The sequence below is a fragment of the Streptomyces sp. CGMCC 4.7035 genome (assembly GCF_031583065.1).
Classification (GTDB): Bacteria; Actinomycetota; Actinomycetes; order Streptomycetales; family Streptomycetaceae; genus Streptomyces; species Streptomyces yaanensis.
The window spans coordinates 5,735,130-5,756,055 of the sequence record NZ_CP134053.1 but is presented as its reverse complement, the minus strand read 5'-3'; the positions used below and the strand labels follow the sequence as shown (position 1 = coordinate 5,756,055).

Sequence of the window (20,926 nt, the reverse complement as noted above, 5' to 3'; positions counted from 1 at the left end):
GTGGGGTCGGACAGGGACCGGTTACTGAACCTCAAACGGCAGCCGCGCATGGCGATATGTCCTCACTCAGGGTGTCCGCGCCCTGGTTCGACGAGACCGGCGGCGAGAGTTCCTGGCTCCCGGGGAGTTCTTCCCCGGTGACAGTGGCGGGACCGCGCCGGAATCGCACCGGCTTCCTCTCCTGCCGCCGTACTGGCTCCGGCAGTCCACCACGCCCCCGGAACACCCGTCAACTTGCTCTTGACCTGCGGCGCTGCGGTGTGCTGAGCCCCACACCGCTGAAATATCGTCAGCAGCCCGAATCGGCGCTTTCTGCGCTCTTTCCGGGCGGGGAAGCTGGGAAGACTAGGGAGCGGCAGTACGAACGAATACGGCATGACGAACGCGGAGAGCGCCGACGAGCGGCATTGGGTGATTCGTTGCGGGGAGACGAACCTGGTGTGGCCGGGCCTCTGTTGCCTCCGGCAGCGGTGGGACACGGCGCTCGGGAGCGTCGCGGTGAAGACGCGGTGTCGGTGCGCTGACTGGTCGATATGGAGGTCGGTGTGGTCGGCAGGGAGTCATTGGTGCTCAAGTGGCACAAGAGCAGCTATTCGGGAGGAGACGCCGACGGTTGCGTCGAAGTGACCGTCGAGGGGGCGCACGTTCTGGTGCGTGACTCGAAACGGCGCACCGGCCCGGTGCTCGTCTTTCGCCGTGCTGCGTGGTGTGGTTTGCTGGCTGAACTTGAGAACCCGGCAGTGGACGGTTTCTGAAGATCCGTCCAGGGGACGGGAGGGACTCGCATGGGGGACAGGGCCAAGGAAGTCTCGGCACGCGCGGGTGGTCCCCGCACCCCGCGCCCATCGCTGTCGGCGGCGGCTCCGCTGGCGCTCTTCTCCCTGACCACGGGGGTGTTCGCGGTGGGCGTCGGCGCGCTCGCCGCACTGCTCGTACCGGGATCCACGGCACGAGCCCTCGTCTGGTTGGTGGTGACGATCGTCGCGGCGGCCGGCGCCGGTCTGTGGTGGGGCCTCACCCCGGTCACGGAGCGTCTGCGCGTCCTGGACCGGGCGGCGGCGGCTGTTCGTCCGCGGGGCTCGGGGACCCGCTGACCTCGGGTGCGCGCGCCGCCCCCGTGCGGCCGCGCAGGGCCCGGCCCACGCTCGCCGCGAGAGCGGTGACGACGGCCGCGCCGAGTGCCCCCAGCACCGTGGTGGTCAGCGGGGTCAGGGCGTCCAGCCCGAGGCTGGGCGCCATCCGGGCGGACACGGCGATGCTGAACAGCAGGACGCTGCCGCATGCCGTGCCCAGCAGCAGACGGACCGCCAGGAGCCGTATCTCGCCCTCGACCCGGGCGTTCTCCACCTCGATGAGGGCCTCCGCCCACTCCCGTCGCTGCATGGCGTACGCCTTGAGCGCGCAGTCGTCGAGGCCGGCGGCGCCGTCCTCGTCCGGGCCCGCGGTCCGCGGAGGTTCGCCCGCCGCGGCGAAACGGACCGCGCGCAGCTGCCTGCACCACTCAAGGAACCCGAAGACCGCCATGGGCCCTCCCCGTTGTCCGCCCGGGCCGTCCCTCCCGGGGTTCAGCTGTTGTCGAGACTCTCCTTGACCGTGTCGATCAGCTCGATCATCCGGTCGCCCTCGTGCGCCTTGTTGCTGATGTCCTCGAAGCACTCCTGGTAGCGCGCCGTCAGCTCCAGGTCGTCACGGTTGGACACGCTGCCGGTGGGGCCTTCGAGGTAGAGCAGGTCGTCGTCGTCCTTGAAGCCGAGCACGATGAACGAACTTGCCATGCTGTAATGCGCCCCCGCCGTGAACGGCAGCAGGCGCATGGTGACTCTGGGGTGCTGGGACATCGTCTTGAGGTGCTCCAGCTGGCGGCGCATCACGCCCGGACCGCCGATGACCCGTCGGATCACCGCCTCGTCCAGCACGATGTGCACCTCCGGACCGTGATCACCGTCGAAGATCCGCTCTTGCCGGGTGGTGCGCAGCTCCGCGGAGCGCCGGGCCACCTCGGCCGTCTCACGCGGGGCCAGTTGCGCCATCGCGTAGTCCTCGGTCTGGAACAGGGACGAGATGACGGCGGGGTGGTACGTGCGGATGGAGGTCGCGGCACTCTCGTACCCCAGGTACTGCGCGAACTGCGGCCGCACCATGTCGCTGTACTGCGCCCACCAGGACAACCCCTTGGAGCCGCGGGCGGCCTCCTCCAACTCGGCGACCAGTTGCGGCTCCGTGACGTTGTACAGCTGGAGCAGTGCGCGCAGATCCGTGACGCTGAGGCTGACCGCCCCGGCCTCCAGCCGGATGAGCTTGGACAGGGACCATTCCAGCGCGTCGGCGGCCTCCCGCTGGGTGAGACCGGCTTCCTCTCGCGCCTTGCGCAGCTCGATGCGGAGCCTGCGTCGATTCAGGCTCGGATCGATGTCCCTGGCCATGTCGCTCCTTGCTACACGTCGTCCTCGACTGGTCGAGCGGCCAACGTCGAGCAGCAATTCCCCTAATAGACTAGGTGAGTTGGGCGAGAGCTGCCAGAGGGCTTGCTATCTGACACCTGTCTCTTCGACGTGGTCGCGGTGCGATGTAGACCGTAGATAAACTGTGCGTAACAGGCAAATCCGCATATGCGCCTATATGGGCGTATTTGCGCTAAATAAGTGACGCATAAGCAAGCCCCCGCAGTGAAAAACACTGCGGGGGCTTTACGCGAGCGCCCGAAGGGGCGGATGAGGCGGGGGTCTCAGGCCACGATCAGATAGATCCCGTATCCCACGGCCGCCGCGCACGCGGCGAAGCAGGCGTAGGCACCGGTGACCGCCACGGCGGCGGCGCCGCCGGTGGCCGATTCCTTCTTGGTGAGGCCCGCGACGCCCAGGGTGAACAGGGCCACCAGCGCCACGGTGACCACGAGGCTGACGCCGAACACGGAGCCGAGGGCTGCCCAGTCGATCTTCATGATGGTGCTTCCTTCGTAACCGAACGCGCGGGGCTCAGACGGTGGCGGCCGGCGGGGTCGCCGGGTCGGCGGTGGCGGCCGGGGAGGGGATGGTGACAGCCGGGGAGGGGATGGTGGCCGCCGGAGGCGGGGTCACGGCGTTGATCGCCGTGGTCACCACACCGGCCGGCTCCTCGGTGTCGTTGACGTTGGTGTGGTCGACGACCTGGCGACGGGACACGACCCAGATCGCGACGCAGGAGGCGACCAGGAAGACGGCGACGAGCGCGGTGCCCCAGTCGCCCAGGCCGGTCACCCACTCGGAGCCGGCGCCGACCAGGGCCGCGGCCGGCAGTGTGAGCGCCCAGGCGACGAACATCCGGGTGGCCGTCGACCAGCGGACGACGCCGCCCTTGCGGCCGAGACCGGCACCCATCACCGAGCCGGAGACCGAGTGCGTGGTGGAGAGGGAGAAGCCGAGGTGGGAGGAGGCCAGGATGACCGTGGCCGCACTGGTCTGAGCGGCGAAGCCCTGCTGCGGCTGGAGGTCGGTCAGGCCCTTGCCCATCGTGCGGATGATGCGCCAGCCGCCGAGGTAGGTGCCGAGCGCGATGGCGAGACCGGCGGAGAGGATGACCCAGGTGGGAGGGTCGGAGTCGGGGGCGACGGCGCCACCGGCGACCAGGGCGAGGGTGATGATGCCCATCGTCTTCTGCGCGTCGTTGGTGCCGTGGGCCAGGGAGACCAGGCCGGCCGAGGCGATCTGGCCGGCGCGGTAGCCCTTCTCCGCGGCCTTGCCGTCGGCCTTCTTGCCGAGCGTGTACGACAGGCGGGTCGCGAGCATCGCGGCGACGCCCGCCACGACCGGGGCGGCGACCGCCGGGATCAGCACCTTGGTGACGAGCGCGTCACCGTGGACGGCGCCGGTGCCGGCGGAGGAGATCGTGGCGCCGATCAGACCGCCCATGAGGGCGTGCGAGGAGCTGGACGGAAGTCCGACGAGCCAGGTCAGCAGGTTCCAGAGGATCGCGCCGACCAGGGCGGAGAATATGACCTCTGGACGTATGCCGCTCTCGTCGACGAGGCCCTTGGAGATCGTGTTGGCGACCTCCACGGACAGGAAGGCGCCGACGAGGTTCAGTGCGGCGGACATCGCCACCGCCATCTTGGGCTTCAGGGCGCCGGTCGAGATGGTCGTCGCCATCGCGTTGGCTGTGTCGTGGAAACCGTTCGTGAAATCGAACACGAGAGCGGTGACGATCACGATTCCGAGGAGGAGCGTGATGTGTTCCATTTACCCAGGCTTCTGTGAAAGGTCATTGGCTTGTGGACCGTAGGCAACCTGGGTGAACAAAAGGTGAACTGGGGCGGGCCGCGGGGTGTACCGATAGGGGTGCCGCCGCTCCGTTTATGGCGGGGCGGCGGCGGTCGCGCTCTCGAACGAAGGCGGAATTTCGGCCTCCGGAAGCCTACGGGAGCCTTCGGGAGTCCTCCGCCGGCCGCCCGGCTAGCGCGTCGCGAACCTCTTCAACTGCGTCTGGGATCCGTTGAAGAGATTCTGGTCACCCGGCAGGCTGCCGCTGTTGTCGTACTGCCAGAACGTCCAGAACGACCAGCCGGCCGGCAGTGACCCCGCGTCCCCGGAGTTGTGGCGGGCGATCCACAGGGCGTGGTTCGGGGCGAAGGCGCGGCTGCTGCCGGTGCAGGTGTTCCACCAGTGGGCGGTGGTGTAAATCACCGGGCGACGGCCGGTCTCCCGCCGGATCTCGTCGCTGAACGACCTGATCCAGTCGACCATCGCGGCCGCGCTCAGGCCGTAGCACTTGGCCTTGCCGTACGGGTTGTACTCGATGTCGAGCGCGGGCGGAAGCGTCCGGCCGTCGGCATGCCATGCGCCGCCGTTGCGTACGAAGTACGCGGCCTGGGTGGCGCCGGACGACTTGTCGGGCACGGCGAAGTGGTACGCGCCGCGGAGTATGCCTGCGTCGCGGGCGCCGTTGTACTGCCGGCCGAAGTACGGGTTGCGGTAGGTGGTGGACTCGGTCGCCTTGATGTATACGAACCTGGCGCCCCTGGCCTTCGCTCCGGCCCAGTCGATGTTCTTCTGGTGCGAGGAGACGTCATGTCCCTGCGGCTTGCCCGCCGCCGAGACCGGGATCTCGGCGAGGGCGGTTCCCCCCAGGGTGAGTGCGGTCACGGACAACGCGGCTGCGATGACGCGGGCACGACGGCAGGACGGTTTGCGATCACGGGCCATGTTTCCCCCCGGAATGGCGACGTGCACGACAAATCGTCCAGAGGCTACTGGAAGATCCGTGAAAGCCGGTCTATCACCGGCCAATCCCCGCTTGAATGCGATGTATCCGTATATGCGCCCTTACGGACGCGCGGCCTCCGCCCTACAGTGCGTCCGGTCACCGGCGGGCCGGACCCCCGACTGGCAGGATCGCGGCATGGCTGAGCAGCGGCGCGACGCACGAGACGTACGGGAGGACGCACAGGGTGGACGGGGGCGAGGGGCGCCGGGCGCGGCCGGCGAAATGGCGGCGGCGTGGGACGAACTCGTCGCGACGGCCCGGCGGACCGTGTCCGACGGGCTGGTCGTCGGCACGTCCGGCAATGTCTCCGTACGCGTCGGCGACACCGTGCTGGTCACGCCGACGGGAGTGCCCTACGAGCGGCTGACCCCGGGCGACGCGGTCGGGGTCGACCTCGACGGCCGGCAGGTGCTCGGCTCGCTGCGGCCCACGAGCGAACTGCCGATGCATCTGGCGGTCTACCGCACGACGGGGGCGCGTGCCGTCGTCCACACGCACGCCGTGCACGCGACGGCCGTCTCCACGCTGGTACGGGAGTTGCCGCTGATCCACTACATGGCCGGCGCGGTCGGTGGTGCCGTCCGGGTTGCCCCGTATGCGACATATGGCACGCCGGAGTTGGCCGAGAACATGCTCCGTGCGCTCACGGACCGCACGGCATGCCTCCTCCAGAACCACGGCACGATCGCCCACGGGGCGTCCTTGGCCGAGGCGTACGACCGCACGGCCCAGCTGGAGTGGATGTGCCGCGTGTGGCTGACGGCGTCGTCGGTACCGGGCCTGTCGCCCACGTTGCTCACGCCCGAGCAGGTGGCGGAGGCGGGGGAGCGGCTGCGGGGGTACGGGCAGCGCCGGAAGTAGGGGAAGCTGCTTCCGCTGCCCCTAGGTCCTGTCGTCAAACTCCCGCCTGCCGGGCGACGCCTGGCACGCACGCTCGCCGCGTTGCCGAAATGCCCTAGTAGCTCCTCCCCCAAGCTCTCGGCTTCGCTCGAGCAGGGGGGACCCCCATCGAGGACCTTCCGGCGCCTTGCGATCGCACGCTCCCCCAAGCTCTCGGCTTCGCTCGAGCAGGGGGACCCCCATGACGCCGCCCGGCCCGCCCTGCGGGCGGACGACGGGAGTTTGACGACAGGGCCTAGCGCCTGGAAGCGCAGGTTCCGGGCCCTGGGGAAGTGCCCTCGGTGACACCGGCGGAGCCGCCCGCTGGCCGGGTGCGGGCTCCGCCGGGACACTGGATGCGTGCGTACTGCCAAAGCGGCGGCCGCAGCCGTCACCGTAGCCATCGCCGCCGGCGCCGCCGGCCTCGCCGCGGGCCGCTTCGCCAGCGACGCCGCGCTCAAGGCGGTGCCGGGCCGCCCGCTGCCCACGGAACCCCGCCTCACCGTGCACTCCACGGCGGCCGGCCGGATCACGCTCACCCGTGACCTGGCCTCCCAGCGCCCTGGTACCTACGGTCTGGCCGGCGACGGCTCCCACGCGATCGTCGGCCCGGTCCTGCACACCGCCCCGCACTCCGCCGACACCGTCGTGCGCCGGCTGGAGAGCGTCACCCATGGCGTGCTCGAACCCGGCGACAAGGCCTGGCTCACCCCCAACCTGTACATCGGCAACCCGAGCGCCGCCCTCGGCCTCGAACACGCCGAGGTCGAGGTGCCCGGCGAACTGGGGACGCTGCCCGCCTGGCTGGTGCCCGGCGTCCGCGACACCTGGGTGATCACCGTGCACGGGCTCGGCACCACCCGGGAGCACCCCATGAACGTCATGGGGTTCCTCGGCCGCCACCACTTCACGGTCCTCGACCTCGCCTACCGCGGCGACCTCGGCGCACCGCGCCCCCCGGACGGACTGAACCATCTCGGCGAGACCGAGTGGCGCGACGTGGACGCCGCCATCCGCTACGCCGTGCGCCAGGGCGCGCGGCGCCTCGTCCTGCACGGCTGGTCCATCGGCGCCACCATGGCGCTGCGCGCCGCCGCGTACTCGCCGCTGCGCGAGCGGATCTCCGGGCTCGTCCTCGACTCGCCCGTGCTCAGGTGGGAGACCACGCTGCGCGCCCTCGCGTCGGCCCGCCACACCCCCGGCGCGCTGCTGCCGCTGGCCGTCCGGGCCGCCCAGGGCCGCACCGGTCTGCACGGCGACCGCGACCACGGGGCCTTCGCCCCCGACCAGCTCCAGGTGCCGGTACTGATCTTCCACGGCCCCGATGACACGATCGCCCCCTGGGCGCCCTCCCGCCGCCTCGCGGAGTGCCGCGGGGACCTGGTCACGCTGCACACGGTCCGGAACGCTCCGCACGGCGCGATGTGGAACGCGGACCCCGGCACCTACGAAGAGGCCATGCGGCGCTTCCTGACTCCGCTGATGTGACGGTCGCCGCCGGGGGTGCTGACCTCCTCAAACGCAGGACGGGCTGATTTATCAGCCTGTCTGGGGGGTCCCCCCTGCTCGAAGAGCTTGGGGGAGTTTGAGGACGAGGCCGTCAAGGCCGACAGCGGGGGTCCGGGGGCGGCAGCCCCCAGGGACGGGAAGGGTAGGGGCGGCGGGGGCGAGACCAACTCAGTAGCGGGGTGCAGGCTCGGATCCCAGCGGGGTCCAGGGGGCGGAGCCCCTTGGCGGGGGAGAGCAGGGGCCGTCCGGCCCCTCCCACCCCCGGGGCGCCCCCTTCCGTTTAGCGCTCCCGGCAAGGCCTTTCCCGCTCCGCACCCCCTCGCCGGACCCCGTGCGTTGGCCAGCCCTGTCGCCCGCCGTGACATTCCGTTTGGGTTTTCGGACCGTCAACCGCAAGACTGCACCCGTGACGTCCCGTAACCCGCGCGACTCCAGGCTCCGACTCGTCGGCCCGCGGCCCCTGGCCGCCGCTCCCCGAGCGGTGACCCAGCATCGCTCGCGCCGCCCCGCCCCCCGGCCGCCCGAGGGCACCCCTCCGCCCGCGGAACTTGCCAGAATGGCCCGCACCTGCCTGGCCGACGCGGCCAGTGTCGCCCGCTGGGCCGACGCCATGCTCCGCCCGGGCCGCGACGGCGCTACCTCCGACGGCAAGGGCACCCTCTCCGACGCCACCGCCGAACGCGCCGCGGCCGACCTCGGCCTGACCGTCGCTCAGGTCCGCGCGGACTGGGACACCGCCCGCCTGGCCGGCCTCGTCGAGGTGCACGGCGACAGCGCCCGCCCCGGCTGGCGGCTGCGCGCCTGGAACCGCGACGACTCCGCCGTGCTGCGTGGTTGGGTCGCCTTCTTCGACGCCTGGTCGCTCGCCTACCCCGAGCCCGCGGACCGAGAGCACGCCGCCGTCGCCGAGGTCGTCTCGGCCATGCCCCAGGTGCTCTCCTTCCTCCAGCTGTCCGCGGGGCCCGTCCCCGTCGAACAGCTCCTCGACCTCCTCGAACAGCGGGTCACGGAACTGCGCACCGAGCGGTGCGAGATCGTCTACGGTCCCCAGCCCGAGCCGGTCCAGAACTCCGCCGAGGACACCCCGCTCGCCCCGCTCCTCGACTGGGCCCTCGACGCGCTCGCCTACGTCGGCGCCCTCACCTGCGCCGAGGGGCAGGCCACCCTCACCCCGCTCGGCAGCTGGGCGGTCTGGGTCAAACTGGAGCAGATCTGCGTCGCCGCGCAGAGCCCCGCCGGGAACATCGAGCAGAACGCCGAGGACATGCTCCGCGGCTGCGCCCAGCTGCGCCCCAACGCGGCCCGCGCCGAGTACCGCGCCTGGCTCGCCGCCCGCACCGTCGGCAGCGCCGTCACCGAACTCCTGGACGCCGCCCGGGGCGAGGACGCCCTCCTGCGCGGACTGGCCTTCGAGGCGCTGCGCGTGGTCGGCGCCCCCGCCGAGCCCGATGTGCGCGACGCCGCCGACGAGACCCCGCTGCGCCCCTACGCCCTGCTCTGGCTCGCCGAGCACGACGGCACCGACCCGGAGGACGCCCCCGCGGTGCTCACCCGGGAGGAGGCCACCTGGCTGTGGGTCGACACCGCCGCCGCCGTCGCCGACCACGGTGAAGCGCCACTCCTCGTACGGCACTTGGAGTCCGCGGTGCAGCCCACCGTGCCCGCCCTGCTCGACGAGGTGCGCGCCGTCGGGCATCCCCGCACCGTGCAGGTACTGGTCGCGCTCGCCGCCGCCCACCCGGACCCGGCGCTCGCCAAGGCCGTGCGCCGCGCCGCGTTCCAGGTCCACACCGGCGGTAGCTGACTGCTCGTCAGACCGCTATCTCGGGGGCGTACGTGCCGAAACTCCAGATGTTGCCCTCGGTGTCCCGGGCCATGTAGTCGCGCGAGCCGTACGCCTGGTCCGTCGGGGGCATCAGGATCTCCGCGCCGTGCTCCACGGCCCGTTGGTGGTGTGCGTCGACGTCGTCCACGACGATGTACACCCCGCACGGGCCCGCGCCCCTCATCGCCTCGTCGAAGGCGCCGCCGTGGCCCTTCGAGCCGAGCATCACCGCTCCGTTGCCCTGCGCCAGCTCGGCGTGCAGCACCGAGCCGTCCTCGCTCTCGTACACCGACAGCTCCGTGAAGCCGAAGGCCTCGGTGAGCTGCTTGATCGCCGCCTTCGCGTCCACGTACAGCAGCGTCGGGTAGATGCTCGGACGCCTGCCGTCCATGCCCGCCATCCCGATCACTCCCTCCGGTGTCCCGGCCGGAATCACGGCCTGGCGCCCAGTCTCGCACCGGCCACTGACAACGCCCCCGAAGCCGGCGGGACAGGCCGAGCCGGGCCGCGCCGGCGGGCGCACCGCCCGCCGCGTTCGTCGTCCCGCGGCGCCATCCTCGTACGGTCCACGGAGCCCGGTGCCGGGCCATGGCCCGAAAGGGCGACACACCGGCCGCGTCACCCGCCCGTACGCCGTGCCCGCCCCTACGCTCCGCGCGTCCCGGCACCTGACGGTGCGCCGGAGAGTGCGAGTGGCGTCACACCACGGACAGGGGCGACGAGCGTCACACGGACTGACAGGGCAATGAGCATCACAGTGCCGGACCCCCGCACACAGGAAAAGCGCTTGCACGGCCCCGTTAGACTTGGCCCATGGCCATTCTCCTCGCGCATTAGACGGCGGGAACGTCCTCAGCCGCCCATCCCGCCACATCCATCCGCCCTGGAGTCTGTCCGTGATCTCCGCCTCCGGTATCGAGCTGCGCGCCGGTGCCCGCATCCTCATCGAGAACGCCTCCTTCCGTGTCGCCAAGGGCGACCGCATCGGTCTGGTCGGTCGCAACGGCGCGGGCAAGACGACCCTCACCAAGGTCCTCGCCGGTGAGGGCATCCCGGCCGCGGGCACCGTCACCCGCTCCGGCGAGGTCGGCTACCTCCCGCAGGACCCCCGCACCGGCGACCTCGACGTGCTGGCCCGCGACCGCATCCTGTCCGCGCGCGGCCTCGACGTCCTGATCCGCAAGATGCGCGAGAACGAACAGCGCATCGCCACCGGTCAGGGCGCCACCCGCACGAAGGCCCTCAAGCAGTACGAGCGCCAGGAGACGGAGTTCCTCACCAAGGGCGGGTACGCCGCCGAGGCCGAGGCCGCCACCATCGCCGCCGCGCTCAACCTGCCCGACCGGGTGCTCGGCCAGCCGCTCCACACGCTCTCGGGTGGTCAGCGCCGCCGTATCGAGCTGGCCCGGATTCTCTTCTCCGACGCCGACACGCTGCTGCTCGACGAGCCCACCAACCACCTCGACGCCGACTCGATCATCTGGCTGCGCGACTACCTCAAGACCTACCGCGGCGGCTTCATCGTCATCTCCCACGACGTCGACCTGGTCGAGACGGTCGTCAACAAGGTGTTCTACCTGGACGCCAACCGCGCCCAGATCGACGTCTACAACATGGGCTGGAAGCTCTACCAGCAGCAGCGCGAGGCCGACGAGAAGCGCCGCAAGCGCGAGCGCGCCAACGCCGAGAAGAAGGCCGCCGCCCTCAACGCGCAGGCCGACAAGATGCGCGCCAAGGCCACCAAGACGGTCGCCGCGCAGAACATGGCCCGCCGCGCCGACAAGCTGCTGTCCGGTCTGGAGGCGGTGCGCCAGTCCGACAAGGTCGCCAAGCTCCGCTTCCCGGAGCCCGCGCCCTGCGGCAAGACGCCTCTCATGGCCGAAGGCCTGTCGAAGTCGTACGGCTCGCTGGAGATCTTCACCGACGTCGACCTGGCCATCGACAAGGGTTCGAGGGTCGTCATCCTGGGCCTCAACGGCGCCGGCAAGACCACCCTGCTGCGTCTGCTCGGCGGGGTGGAGCAGCCCGACACCGGCGAGGTCGTCCCCGGCCACGGCCTCAAGCTCGGCTACTACGCGCAGGAGCACGAGACCCTGGACGCCGACCGCACGGTCCTGGAGAACATGCGCTCGGCCGCACCTGACATGGACCTCGTGGAGGTCCGCAAGGTGCTCGGCTCGTTCCTGTTCTCCGGCGACGACGTCGACAAGCCCGCCGGTGTGCTCTCCGGCGGCGAGAAGACCCGTCTCGCCCTCGCCACCCTGGTCGTCTCCTCCGCGAACGTCCTGCTCCTGGACGAGCCGACCAACAACCTCGACCCCGCCAGCCGCGAGGAGATCCTCGGCGCCCTGCGCACCTACAAGGGCGCCGTCGTCCTCGTCACGCACGACGAGGGCGCGGTCGAGGCGCTCCAGCCGGAGCGGATCATCCTGCTGCCCGACGGTGTCGAAGACCTGTGGGGCGCCGACTACGCGGACCTCGTGGCCCTCGCCTGAGTCGCCTGAGAGTCCGCCCCCGGGCCCGGAGCGGTCGTCACCGCCCGGCCGGGGCCGGTCAGCGCCGCTTGATCGAATGACTGATCCACTGTGTATGGATCATTCGGCCCATCCGTGATCCATCATCTGTGTGAGATCTCCTCATACCGGGGTGTGTCCTACACCGATTCGACGGCCGAGCCCTTTCACGCCAAGGGCTCGGCCGTTGTACGTCGCTGACCTGCTGCTTCCCGGATGAACCCGTTCGGGTGTACGGACGCCATAGCGCGGAACCAGTGATTCCACTCGTGGGGATGTGCTCCTGTCGTCACAACCTTGTCGCACGGACCTTGCCGAATGGGTGGCCATCGCGCCCCCGAGGGGTGATCATGAGGGGACCAGAGCGCACTTCCCATGAGGAGGCACGGGTGGCCGAGACTCTGAAGAAGGGCAGCCGGGTGACCGGCGCCGCGCGCGACAAGCTCGCGGCAGACCTGAAGAAGAAGTACGACTCCGGTGCGAGCATCCGGGCGCTGGCCGAGGAAACCGGCCGCTCGTATGGCTTTGTTCACCGGATGCTCAGCGAGTCGGGCGTCACGCTGCGTGGGCGTGGCGGGGCGACGCGGGGCAAGAAGGCCACGTCGGCCTGACGCCGGGCGGCCCATCGGCTTCGGTGGTGGCCACCCGGTCGGTCAGGTGACCGATCGGGTGGTTACTGTGCAGTCACTTGTGGATGGCGTGGTACGGCATCCACTCCTGACCGCACCCATCGGAGGCGCCCCATGGCTTCGCTCGACCCGGTACTCGACAAGGACGGCGTACGGCTCACCGTCGACGAGGCGATCGCCACGGTGACGCTGACCAACCCGGCCAAGCTCAATGCCCAGAGCCCCGCTCTGTGGCGGGCGTTGGCGGAGGCCGGACGTGCGCTGCCCGGATCCGTCCGCGTGGTCGTGCTGCGCGCCGAGGGCAAGTCGTTCTCGGCGGGGCTCGACCGGCAGATGTTCACGCCCGAGGGGATCGAAGGCGAACCGACCTTCATCGACCTCGCGCGCAGCGATGACGCCGAGCTGGACGGGGCCATCGCCGAGTACCAGGAAGGGTTCACCTGGTGGCGGCGCAACGACATCGTGTCCATCGCCGCCGTGCAGGGGCATGCGATCGGTGCGGGGTTCCAGCTCGCCCTCGCCTGTGACCTGCGCGTCGTCGCGGACGATGTGCGGTTCGCCATGCGCGAGACGAGCCTGGGCCTCGTACCGGACCTCACCGGCACCCATCCGCTGGTGAGCCTGGTCGGCTACGCCCGCGCGCTGGAGATCTGCGCGACGGGCCGCTTCGTCCTGTCCGAGGAAGCCGTGAGCACCGGGCTGGCGAACATCGCCGTGCCGCGCGAGCAGCTCGACGACACCGTACGGGACCTGGCGTCCGCACTGCTCGCGGCGCCCCGGGACGCGGTGATCGAGACCAAGGCACTGCTGCGCGGGGCGCAGGAGCGGTCGTACGAGGAGCAGCGCGCCGCGGAGCGGGCCGCGCAGGCACGGCGACTGCGGGACCTGGCCGGCGTCGGCGACTGAGCGCTCCACTGGAAGCGCGGTAATACGCCACCCGCGGGCTCAGACACCACCCCCGGGGCGTCCACCGGACGCCCCGGTCGACAGCCCCCCGGACATCCCCGGGGAATCGACCGCTGTCACGAGCACGGCGACCGACGGGTGGTCCGGCAAGGCCTCCGTCACCCCTCCCCGCACCGCACGGGCCACGTCCACCGCTCGCCGGTCCGTCGCGACCGCCAGTTCCACCCGGACATGGCGGCGCGGCAAGGCCGTACCGCCCCGCTGTTCCTCGATGTGCACCGCGCGTCCCGGACCGCCGAAAATGCCGGTGAGGCGGCTCACGCCCGGGACGGACCGGGCCGCCGCGGCCACCGCCGACTCGTCGCGGCCCAGCACCGGATCCGGCTTGGCAGGGGGCGGCGGCTCGGGGCTCAGTCCGACGGCCGGCTCCCCATCCAGCAGGTCCGTCACCCGCAGGTCCACCTCGGTGACCTGGAGACCGAGCCGCTCGGCCGCCGCCGTCGCCAGGACCGAGCGGAGGCGGGCCGCGGTCGTGGGAAGCGGTTCGGCCTCCGAAGCGGTGGGGTCCGCGGCGACCGCGAAATCCGCGCTGACCCGCAGCGGTCCGGGCGGCAGCGCGCTCGGCGGAGGCGGCACCGCCGGCTCGTATGTCTCCTCCGGATCCGCCAGTGCGATCCGGATCGCGCCGGTCCGCACCCCCCGCACCCCCTCGGCCGCGCGCCGCAGGGCCGATCCGGCCGCGGCCTCGGCGATCCACGCGCCGTCGCGCGGGCCGCCCAGCGGCAGCAGCCGCCCCAGCCCGACCTGCCGTCGTACAGCCTGCGACCATCGCTCCGCCGTCATTCCTCCAGCCTGCCGTATCCCCGGGGCGCATTCGCGTAATGCCTCCTAGTGTGGGTGGAGGAGGACGACCGAAAGGGACGTACGGCTATGACCGAGATGACGGAGCAGAACCGGCCGGAGACGACCTCCGAGAGTGCGAAGGAGACGCCGCAGACGCGCAAGCCCACCCGGCGGGGTGGCGGCGACCCGGCGACCAGAGGACGGACGACCATCGCCGATGGCGTGGTGGAGAAGATCGCCGGGCTGGCGGCGCGTGAAGTGCCCGGCGTGTACGACATGGGCGGCGGGTTCGGCCGAGCCCTCGGCGCCGTGCGCGAGCGGGTGCCGGGCGGCGGTGCGAGGTCGGTCACACGGGGTGTGAAGGCCGAGGTCGGCGAAGTGCAGACCGCGCTCGACCTGGAGATCGTCGTCGAGTACGGCGTGTCCATCACCGAAGTCGCGCGCGCCGTGCGCGAGAACGTCATCGCGGCCGTCGAGCGCATGGCCGGACTGGAGGTCGTCGAGGTCAACATCGCCGTCAGCGATGTCAAGCTGCCCGAGGAAGAGGAAGAGGAGTCGGAGACTCGGCTCCACTGATCGGGTGACCGTGAGCTGAGGAGCGCAGGATGAGCTTGGCCGTGATCGGCATGATCGCCGGAATGGCGCTGGGCTTCGCCGGGTACTTCGGCGGGTTCGGCGCGTTCCTGCTGGTGGCTGCCCTCGGCGCCGTCGGCTTCGTGGTGGGTCGGTTGGTGGAAGGGGATCTGGACCTCGGTGACTTCTTCCGCCCCCGTGACGGCCGGCGGCGGTGACGCGTGTCCGCTCCGACCGGTGAGCGTGAGGAGGGCGGCGAGGCCCGGCGGCACCCGACCGTGGTTCCGCCGGCCGAGCGCGGCGCCACCCGGATCGCCGACCGGGTCGTCGCGAAGATCGCCGCGCAGGCGGCGCGGGAGGCGCTGGACAGGCTGCCGCCGGACGCCGCGCCGCCGCACGCCATGGTGGTCGTGCACCATGACGTCGCGCACGTCCGCGTCAGTGTCGAACTCGACTATCCCTCCGATATCGGCGCCCAGTGCCGTGCGGTGCGTCGCCGGGTCGCCGAGCGGGTAGGCGCCTTGGCGGGGATGGAGGCGCACGAGGTGGCCGTCCAGGTGGAGCGGCTGCATCCGACACCGGCACACGGGAGGGCGCAATGAGCGAGTCCCAGGGCCACGAAGGCACCCAGAGGCTTCCGGTCATGGAGAAGGCCGCGGACGGCGGACTCGGGCAGTCCTCGTCCGCGGCGGCATACGAGCCGGCGGAGGGGACGGACGGCGCAGGCGGCCGCTTCTGGTCGGCGCGCCGGGTCCCCGCGGGCATCGTCGCGCTGCTCCTGCTGATCGGCGCGGGCCTGTTCCTGTACGACATCGCGGCCGTCCGCGCCCACCGGCCCGCCATGCGCTGGCGCAGGACGCTCGCCAGGGAGCTCGCCGAGCGCCCCCTCGACGACACCTGGGTGCTCGTCGGCGCGGGCGTGGTGGCGGTCCTCGGCATCTGGCTGCTGGTGCTCGCCGCCACGCCCGGGATGCGTGCCGTGCTGACGATGCGCCCGGCGCACACCGACGTACGGGCCGGACTGCACCGGGACGCCGCCGCGACGGTGCTGCGCGACCGGGCCATGGAGGTCTCCGGGGTGCAGTCGGTACGCGTCCGGATGCACCGCAGGAGGGCCGACGTGCGGGCCGTGTCGCACTTCCGGGAACTCGACGCCGTACGCGCCGATGTCGACGGTACGCTCGCCGACGCCGTCCGGGGGCTCGGGCTGGCCCGGCCGCCCGCGCTGTCGGTGCACGTGCGACGGCCCGGACGGAAGGGGTGAGGCGCGGTGCTGCGGATCGTCAACCGTGTGCTGATCGGACTCGTCGGGCTGGTCCTGGTCGTTCTCGGCGGCTCCGTGCTCGCCGTCGGTCTGGGCGCCTCATCGCCCTCGTGGTGGATCCACCAGGGTCCGCACGACGTCCTGCTCAGCGACGCCGAGCGCACCCGGTGGCAGGGCGAAGGCTGGTGGTGGCCGACTGTCCTCGCCGCCCTAGGCATCCTCCTCCTGCTCGCCCTGTGGTGGCTGTCGGCGGTGCTGCGACGGCGCCGGCTCGCCGAGGTGCTCGTCGACACCGGCGACGGCGAGGGCGCCCTGCTGCGCGGGCGGGCTTTGGAGGGCGTACTGGCGGGCGAGGCGGGGCAGTCGGACGGTGTCCAGCGGGCGCATGTGCTGCTGACCGGGCGGCGCAGCGCGCCCGAGGCACGGGTGCGGCTCCTGCTGGAACCGCACGTGGACCCCGGGGAGGCCCTCCACCGCCTGACCACCGAGTCGCTCGCCCACGCCCGCGACTCCGCGGGACTGGCGAAGCTGCCGACGGAGGTACGGCTGCGTGCGGCCAAGCACCGGCCGGAACGGGTGAGTTGACCCCTCCGGCAGGGAGCCGCCGCACCGGTGGCTGCGTGGCCGCACGGGGCGGTGCTTGCGCCTGTGGTGATCTGGTGTCGTGGTGGTCGGCGGGTGGTGGGCGCTGCCGCTGAGGTTGCCTCCCCCAGGCTCTTCGAGCAGGGGGTACCCCCAGCGCCCACCCTCCCCCAAGCTCTCGGCTTCGGTCGAGCAGGGGGGACTCCCATCGCCCCAGCGGCACGACTGCCCGCAGCTACGGCTGCCTTGTCCGGGTGCGGAGTCGTGCGGTTGCTAGAACCCGTGCCGGGAACCGCCGTCCACCGGCAGCATGATGCCCGTCAGGTACGACGCCGCCGGCGAGAGCACGAACGCCGCGGTGCGGCCGAACTCCTCCGGGGTGCCATAGCGGCGCAGCGGGATACGGGCCTCGTTGGCCGCGCGTGCCGCTTCCGGGTCGGCGGAGAGGCCGTCGAGCTCGCGGACGCGGTCCGTGTCGATACGGGACGGGAGCAGGCCGACGACGCGGATGCCGCGCGGCCCGAGTTCGTCCGCGATGGACTTGGCGAAGCCCGCGAGGCCGGGGCGTAGACCGTTGGAGATGGTCAGACCGGGGATCGGCTCGTGCACGGACGCGGACAGCACGAAGCCGATGACGCCGCCCTCGGTCAGCTCCTCGGCGGCCGCACGGGCCAGCCGCACCGCACCCAGGAACACCGAGTCGAACGCGGCCCGCCACTGCTCGTCCGTGTTGCCGGCGAGATGGCCGGCCGGCGGGCCGCCGACGCTGATGAGGATGCCGTCGAAGCCGCCGAAGTGCTCGCGCGCCGCGGCGATCAGCCGGGCCGGAGCCTCGGGGTCGGCGTTGTCCACCCCCACACCCACCGCGTTCTCGCCCAGTTCGGCCGCGGCCTCGGCGGCCCGCTGCTCTTCGCGGCCGGTGACGACCACCTTCGCCCCGTCGCCGACGAGTTCCCGCGCGGCCGCGTTGCCGAGCCCGCGGGTGGCGCCGGTGACGATGTACACACGGTCCTTCAAGCCAAGATCCATGGTCCCTATCCTGCCTTCTCGCTTCCGAACAGTGCGAGGGCGGTCCCTACCAGGCCGAGATGGCTGAAGGCCTGGGGGAAGTTGCCGAGCAGGCGGTCGGTGGCCGGGTCGTACTCCTCGGCGAGCAGCCCGACGTCGTTGCAGAGCCCCACCAGCCGTTCGAACAGCTCGCGGGCCTCGTCCCTGCGGCCGATGAGGTCCAGGGCGTCCGCGAGCCAGAACGAGCAGACGAGGAAGGTGCCCTCCTTGCCGGGCAGCGGGTCCACGTCGGTGCCCTCCGTGCTGTACCGGCGCATGAGACCGTCGGGCGCGAGTTCCGCGCGCACCGCGTCGATCGTGCCGGTCACCCGTGGGTCGTCCGGCGGCAGGAAGCCCACGCGGGGAATCAGCAGCAGCGCGGCGTCCAGCGCGCTCGAGCCGTAGTACTGCGTGAACGTGTTCCGCTCGCGGTCGTAGCCGCGCTCGCACACCTCCCGGTGCACCTCGTCGCGCATGGCGCGCCAGCCCTCGAGGTTGCCTTCGAGTCCGGGGTGCCTCTCCATGACGCGGACGGCACGGTCGGCGGCGACCCATGCCATCACCTTCGAGTACACGAAGTGGCGGCGTCGGCCGCGCACCTCCCACAGCCCCTTGTCCGGCTGCCGCCACGCCGACCGCAGGAACTCCATCAGGGCGCACTGCATGCGCCACATGTGCGACTTGACCGGCAGGCCCGAACTCCGCGCCAGCGTCAGCGAGTCGATGACCTCGCCGTACACGTCGAGCTGGAACTGCCGCACCGCCTCGTTGCCGATCCGGACCGGTGCCGAGCCGTGGAAGCCGGGCAGCCAGGACAGCTCGTACTCGGGCAGCCGCCGCTCGCCCGAGAGCCCGTACATGATCTGCAGGTCCGCGGGGTCGCCGGCGACCGCGCGCAGCAGCCAGTCGCGCCACGCCTCGGCCTCCTCGTGGTAGCCGGCCGCCAGGAGCGCCTCCAGGGTGAGCGTCGAGTCGCGCAGCCAGCTGTAGCGGTAGTCCCAGTTGCGGACGCCGCCCATCGTCTCGGGCAGCGAGGTGGTGGGGGCCGCGACGATGCCGCCGGTGGGCGCGTAGGTGAGGGCCTTGAGGGTGATCAGGGAGCGGACCACCGTGTCCCGGTGCGGCCCGTGGTAACGGCACTGCCCCGTCCACGCGCGCCAGTCCGCGACGCTGGACTCCAGCGCGTCGAACGGGTCGACGAACCTGGGGCGGGGGTGGTGCGAGGGGTGCCAGGTGAGGACGAAGGCGACCTTGTCGCCCTTCTCGACCGTGAACTCGGAGTGGGTGGCGTAGTCCTTGCCCCGGGTGTGCACCTGGGGATGGCTGCGCAGCCACACCGAGTCGGGTCCCGCGACGGCCACGCGGTGGCCCTCGGCCCGGCGCATCCACGGCACGATCGAGCCGTAGTCGAAGCGAAGCCGGAGTTCGCCGCGTACGGTGACGCGTCCGTCCAGGCCTTCGACGATGCGTACGAGGTCGGGGGCGCGGTCGCGCTGGGGCATGAAGTCGGTGAGGCGGACCGTGCCGTCCGGGGTGTCCCACTCGGAGTCGAGTACGAGGGTGTCGGGGCGGTAGGCGCGGCGGGTGCACACCTGGGCGCCTCTGGGGGCGATCCTCCAGTGGCCGTGGTCCTCGGTGCCGAGCAGCTTGGCGAAGCAGGCGGGGGAGTCGAAGCGGGGCAGGCACAGCCAGTCCACGGAGCCGTCGCGGCCGACCAATGCCGCGGTCTGCTGGTCGCCGATGAGCGCGTAGTCCTCGATGCGCGGGTGCACGGGGTGCGGGTTCCCGGCAGGCCGGACGATAAATCCGGTAACGCGTGGCGGTGGCCCGGTCGGCCTACCACCTGCCGGTCCACGGCCTGCCGGGCTCGGCCCGTCGGGGCAGGGGCGCCGTTCGGCCGTGCCTTGTCCGCCCCGTGCAACACCACCCGTGGCGACCCGCCGCGCGCGCCTGTCAGGAGGCCCTCCGCAGGGCCGCCGCTGGTGACGCCTGTGGGCAGGAATTGGGCCGTGTACCGGACGTGAGGGGCCCGGCCGGAGTCATGCCGCGGCCGGTGCCGGTTCCTCGCTCGGCTGCTCTTCCGCTTCGGCGCGTTCGCGGGCGTCGCGGCGGGCCAGGACGACCCAGCCGACCGGGACGCCCGCCGAGAACAGCCACCACTGGATCGCGTACGCCATGTGGGGGCCGATGTCGCTGTGCTCCGGGGCGGGGATCAGCTCGGGGGTGTCGCCCTTGGGGGCGGGGGAGGTCAGTTCGATGTAGCCGCCGAGGACCTGCTTGTCCAGACGGTCCGCCTGCTGCCCACTGCTGATCAGCATGATCTGGCGGTCCGGCAGCCCCTGGACGTTCTTGATGCCGCTCACGGCGGTCGTCTCGTCGGGCATCAGCCGCCCGGTCACCGTGATTTCACCGCTCGCGGGCACCGGGATCTTCGGGAACGCGGTCTGCGCGCCGTTCGCGGGGATCCAGCCCCGGTTGACCATGAGGACCTTGCCGTCGTCCAGGACGAAGGGGGTCAGAACGTGGTAGCCCACCGCACCGTCGGCGTTGGTACGGCGGCGCACCACCACCTCGTGGGCCGTGTCGAAGTGTCCCTTCGCCGTCACCCGCCGGTACAGGTCGGCGTGCTTGACAGTGGCGCCGGGCGAGGTGAGCGACTCGGCCGGCACCGGCTTCGCCGCCAGCGAGTCGGCGATCACCTTGTTCAGCGCGACCTTGTGTTCATGCCGGTGCAGCTGCCAGAAGCCCAGCTCGATCATCGTCGGGATGAGCGCGAGGGCGACAAGGGTGAGGATCACCCACTGCCGGGACAACAGGAAGCGGTACACCCCACGACCGTACATCTCGGGCCGTGGGGTGCTTTCAGGGGGGTGCGCTCAGACGTGGTCGACGATCCCCACCTTCCCCTCCGCACGGGAGCAGTGGGCTCCGCAGTAGAAGTGGCCGTCGACCTCGACCCCCTGGCCGATGATCTGGACGCGACAATGTTCGCAGATGGGCGCCATGCGGTGGATGGCGCAGGAGAAGCAGTCGAAGACGTGCACCGCGCCCTGCGCGTGCACCTCGAAGGTCATTCCGTAGTCGTTGCCACAGACTTCACATCTCGCCATGCGCCACA

24 protein-coding genes and 1 riboswitch are annotated in these 20,926 nt (G+C 71.5%); of the genes, 13 read left to right on the top strand and 11 right to left on the bottom strand.

Annotated elements, in window-relative coordinates; translation table 11 throughout:
• Window positions 1–84: 84 nt before the first annotated feature.
• A riboswitch (cobalamin riboswitch) is annotated at window positions 85–204 on the bottom strand.
• 362 nt (window positions 205–566) lie between these two features.
• The gene (locus Q2K21_RS25215; protein WP_310775305.1) at window positions 567–755 is read left to right on the top strand and encodes a DUF397 domain-containing protein; all 189 of its coding nucleotides are present in this window, start codon (window positions 567–569) and stop codon (window positions 753–755) included.
• A 30-nt stretch (window positions 756–785) separates the two neighbouring features.
• The gene (locus tag Q2K21_RS25210) at window positions 786–1,094 is read left to right on the top strand and encodes a hypothetical protein (protein ID WP_310775303.1); all 309 of its coding nucleotides are present in this window, start codon (window positions 786–788) and stop codon (window positions 1,092–1,094) included.
• Here Q2K21_RS25210 and Q2K21_RS25205 read toward each other — a convergent pair.
• The 5 genes from Q2K21_RS25205 to Q2K21_RS25185 form a co-directional block, all read right to left on the bottom strand.
• Window positions 1,024–1,524: a hypothetical protein gene (locus Q2K21_RS25205; RefSeq protein WP_310775301.1), complete on the bottom strand. Its 501-nt coding sequence runs from the start codon at window positions 1,522–1,524 to the stop codon at window positions 1,024–1,026. The two genes, Q2K21_RS25210 and Q2K21_RS25205, sit on opposite strands and share 71 nt — an antisense overlap.
• Before the next feature lie 41 nt (window positions 1,525–1,565).
• The gene (locus tag Q2K21_RS25200) at window positions 1,566–2,423 is read right to left on the bottom strand and encodes a helix-turn-helix domain-containing protein (RefSeq protein WP_310775299.1); all 858 of its coding nucleotides are present in this window, start codon (window positions 2,421–2,423) and stop codon (window positions 1,566–1,568) included.
• Window positions 2,424–2,725: 302 nt separating this feature from the next.
• Window positions 2,726–2,941: a hypothetical protein gene (locus Q2K21_RS25195; protein WP_310775297.1), complete on the bottom strand. Its 216-nt coding sequence runs from the start codon at window positions 2,939–2,941 to the stop codon at window positions 2,726–2,728.
• Window positions 2,942–2,975: 34 nt separating this feature from the next.
• Complete coding sequence (locus Q2K21_RS25190) at window positions 2,976–4,214, bottom strand: inorganic phosphate transporter (protein WP_310775295.1); 1,239 nt, start codon at window positions 4,212–4,214, stop codon at window positions 2,976–2,978.
• Window positions 4,215–4,427: 213 nt separating this feature from the next.
• Window positions 4,428–5,177, bottom strand: coding sequence for a lysozyme (locus Q2K21_RS25185; protein WP_310775293.1), 750 nt, complete (start codon window positions 5,175–5,177; stop codon window positions 4,428–4,430).
• Between the two features lie 196 nt (window positions 5,178–5,373).
• On the opposite strand from Q2K21_RS25185, the gene Q2K21_RS25180 reads away from it, so the two are divergent.
• The 3 genes from Q2K21_RS25180 to Q2K21_RS25170 all read left to right on the top strand — a co-directional run bounded on the left by Q2K21_RS25180 (window position 5,374) and on the right by Q2K21_RS25170 (window position 9,430).
• Window positions 5,374–6,099 (top strand): class II aldolase/adducin family protein, encoded by a 726-nt coding sequence (locus Q2K21_RS25180; protein WP_310775291.1) that lies wholly within the window; start codon window positions 5,374–5,376, stop codon window positions 6,097–6,099.
• 378 nt (window positions 6,100–6,477) lie between these two features.
• Complete coding sequence (locus tag Q2K21_RS25175; protein WP_310775289.1) at window positions 6,478–7,605, top strand: alpha/beta hydrolase family protein; 1,128 nt, start codon at window positions 6,478–6,480, stop codon at window positions 7,603–7,605.
• Between the two features lie 427 nt (window positions 7,606–8,032).
• Complete coding sequence (locus Q2K21_RS25170) at window positions 8,033–9,430, top strand: hypothetical protein (RefSeq protein WP_310775287.1); 1,398 nt, start codon at window positions 8,033–8,035, stop codon at window positions 9,428–9,430.
• Between the two features lie 7 nt (window positions 9,431–9,437).
• Here the strand turns inward: Q2K21_RS25170 and Q2K21_RS25165 are convergent, their stop codons facing one another.
• The gene (locus tag Q2K21_RS25165; protein WP_310775285.1) at window positions 9,438–9,851 is read right to left on the bottom strand and encodes a VOC family protein; all 414 of its coding nucleotides are present in this window, start codon (window positions 9,849–9,851) and stop codon (window positions 9,438–9,440) included.
• A 496-nt stretch (window positions 9,852–10,347) separates the two neighbouring features.
• Here Q2K21_RS25165 and Q2K21_RS25160 point away from each other — a divergent pair, with 496 nt between their 5' ends.
• The 3 genes from Q2K21_RS25160 to Q2K21_RS25150 all read left to right on the top strand — a co-directional run bounded on the left by Q2K21_RS25160 (window position 10,348) and on the right by Q2K21_RS25150 (window position 13,499).
• On the top strand, window positions 10,348–11,946 hold the full coding sequence (locus Q2K21_RS25160) for an ABC-F family ATP-binding cassette domain-containing protein (protein WP_310775283.1): 1,599 nt from the start codon (window positions 10,348–10,350) through the stop codon (window positions 11,944–11,946).
• A 407-nt stretch (window positions 11,947–12,353) separates the two neighbouring features.
• A complete protein-coding gene (locus tag Q2K21_RS25155) occupies window positions 12,354–12,575 on the top strand; it encodes a helix-turn-helix domain-containing protein (protein ID WP_009337982.1) in 222 nt (73 codons plus the stop codon).
• Between the two features lie 132 nt (window positions 12,576–12,707).
• Entirely contained in the window at window positions 12,708–13,499 is a 792-nt protein-coding gene (locus Q2K21_RS25150) for an enoyl-CoA hydratase/isomerase family protein (protein WP_310775279.1), read from the top strand.
• Between the two features lie 39 nt (window positions 13,500–13,538).
• Here the strand turns inward: Q2K21_RS25150 and Q2K21_RS25145 are convergent, their stop codons facing one another.
• The gene (locus Q2K21_RS25145; protein WP_310775277.1) at window positions 13,539–14,342 is read right to left on the bottom strand and encodes a nucleopolyhedrovirus P10 family protein; all 804 of its coding nucleotides are present in this window, start codon (window positions 14,340–14,342) and stop codon (window positions 13,539–13,541) included.
• An 87-nt stretch (window positions 14,343–14,429) separates the two neighbouring features.
• On the opposite strand from Q2K21_RS25145, the gene Q2K21_RS25140 reads away from it, so the two are divergent.
• Genes Q2K21_RS25140 through amaP form a run of 5 tightly spaced genes read left to right on the top strand, consistent with a single transcriptional unit; the run spans window position 14,430 to window position 16,764 of the window.
• Window positions 14,430–14,918 carry an Asp23/Gls24 family envelope stress response protein gene (locus Q2K21_RS25140; RefSeq protein ID WP_310775275.1) on the top strand — a complete coding sequence of 163 codons (489 nt, stop codon included), beginning with the start codon at window positions 14,430–14,432 and terminating at the stop codon, window positions 14,916–14,918.
• Window positions 14,919–14,947: 29 nt separating this feature from the next.
• Window positions 14,948–15,133 (top strand): hypothetical protein, encoded by a 186-nt coding sequence (locus tag Q2K21_RS25135; protein WP_310775273.1) that lies wholly within the window; start codon window positions 14,948–14,950, stop codon window positions 15,131–15,133.
• Between the two features lie 3 nt (window positions 15,134–15,136).
• Window positions 15,137–15,517, top strand: coding sequence for a hypothetical protein (locus tag Q2K21_RS25130; protein WP_310775271.1), 381 nt, complete (start codon window positions 15,137–15,139; stop codon window positions 15,515–15,517).
• The gene (locus tag Q2K21_RS25125) at window positions 15,514–16,179 is read left to right on the top strand and encodes a DUF6286 domain-containing protein (protein WP_310775269.1); all 666 of its coding nucleotides are present in this window, start codon (window positions 15,514–15,516) and stop codon (window positions 16,177–16,179) included. Before Q2K21_RS25130 ends, Q2K21_RS25125 begins: the two co-directional genes overlap by 4 nt.
• A gap of 6 nt (window positions 16,180–16,185) precedes the next feature.
• The gene (amaP, locus tag Q2K21_RS25120) at window positions 16,186–16,764 is read left to right on the top strand and encodes an alkaline shock response membrane anchor protein AmaP (protein WP_310775267.1); all 579 of its coding nucleotides are present in this window, start codon (window positions 16,186–16,188) and stop codon (window positions 16,762–16,764) included.
• 270 nt (window positions 16,765–17,034) lie between these two features.
• Here amaP and Q2K21_RS25115 read toward each other — a convergent pair whose 3' ends face one another.
• The 4 genes from Q2K21_RS25115 to Q2K21_RS25100 form a co-directional block, all read right to left on the bottom strand.
• On the bottom strand, window positions 17,035–17,790 hold the full coding sequence (locus Q2K21_RS25115; protein WP_310775265.1) for an SDR family oxidoreductase: 756 nt from the start codon (window positions 17,788–17,790) through the stop codon (window positions 17,035–17,037).
• A gap of 5 nt (window positions 17,791–17,795) precedes the next feature.
• Entirely contained in the window at window positions 17,796–19,580 is a 1,785-nt protein-coding gene (locus Q2K21_RS25110; RefSeq protein WP_310775263.1) for a glycoside hydrolase family 15 protein, read from the bottom strand.
• Window positions 19,581–19,847: 267 nt separating this feature from the next.
• Window positions 19,848–20,636: an SURF1 family cytochrome oxidase biogenesis protein gene (locus tag Q2K21_RS25105; RefSeq protein ID WP_310775261.1), complete on the bottom strand. Its 789-nt coding sequence runs from the start codon at window positions 20,634–20,636 to the stop codon at window positions 19,848–19,850.
• 48 nt (window positions 20,637–20,684) lie between these two features.
• Window positions 20,685–20,918, bottom strand: a complete 234-nt coding sequence (locus Q2K21_RS25100; protein WP_310775258.1) for a hypothetical protein — start codon at window positions 20,916–20,918, stop codon at window positions 20,685–20,687.
• Window positions 20,919–20,926: the final 8 nt, after the last annotated feature.

Coding starts and splice junctions, on each gene's coding strand:
- Q2K21_RS25140 (WP_310775275.1), top strand. CDS start 14,430: ATGACCGAGATGACGGAGCAGAACCGGCCGGAGACGACCTCCGAGAGT.
- Q2K21_RS25115 (WP_310775265.1), bottom strand. CDS start 17,790: ATGGATCTTGGCTTGAAGGACCGTGTGTACATCGTCACCGGCGCCACC.
- Q2K21_RS25150 (WP_310775279.1), top strand. CDS start 12,708: ATGGCTTCGCTCGACCCGGTACTCGACAAGGACGGCGTACGGCTCACC.
- Q2K21_RS25100 (WP_310775258.1), bottom strand. CDS start 20,918: ATGGCGAGATGTGAAGTCTGTGGCAACGACTACGGAATGACCTTCGAG.
- Q2K21_RS25210 (WP_310775303.1), top strand. CDS start 786: ATGGGGGACAGGGCCAAGGAAGTCTCGGCACGCGCGGGTGGTCCCCGC.
- Q2K21_RS25180 (WP_310775291.1), top strand. CDS start 5,374: ATGGCTGAGCAGCGGCGCGACGCACGAGACGTACGGGAGGACGCACAG.
- Q2K21_RS25135 (WP_310775273.1), top strand. CDS start 14,948: ATGAGCTTGGCCGTGATCGGCATGATCGCCGGAATGGCGCTGGGCTTC.
- Q2K21_RS25205 (WP_310775301.1), bottom strand. CDS start 1,524: ATGGCGGTCTTCGGGTTCCTTGAGTGGTGCAGGCAGCTGCGCGCGGTC.
- Q2K21_RS25125 (WP_310775269.1), top strand. CDS start 15,514: ATGAGCGAGTCCCAGGGCCACGAAGGCACCCAGAGGCTTCCGGTCATG.
- Q2K21_RS25200 (WP_310775299.1), bottom strand. CDS start 2,423: ATGGCCAGGGACATCGATCCGAGCCTGAATCGACGCAGGCTCCGCATC.
- Q2K21_RS25145 (WP_310775277.1), bottom strand. CDS start 14,342: ATGACGGCGGAGCGATGGTCGCAGGCTGTACGACGGCAGGTCGGGCTG.
- Q2K21_RS25195 (WP_310775297.1), bottom strand. CDS start 2,941: ATGAAGATCGACTGGGCAGCCCTCGGCTCCGTGTTCGGCGTCAGCCTC.
- Q2K21_RS25165 (WP_310775285.1), bottom strand. CDS start 9,851: ATGGCGGGCATGGACGGCAGGCGTCCGAGCATCTACCCGACGCTGCTG.
- Q2K21_RS25190 (WP_310775295.1), bottom strand. CDS start 4,214: ATGGAACACATCACGCTCCTCCTCGGAATCGTGATCGTCACCGCTCTC.
- Q2K21_RS25185 (WP_310775293.1), bottom strand. CDS start 5,177: ATGGCCCGTGATCGCAAACCGTCCTGCCGTCGTGCCCGCGTCATCGCA.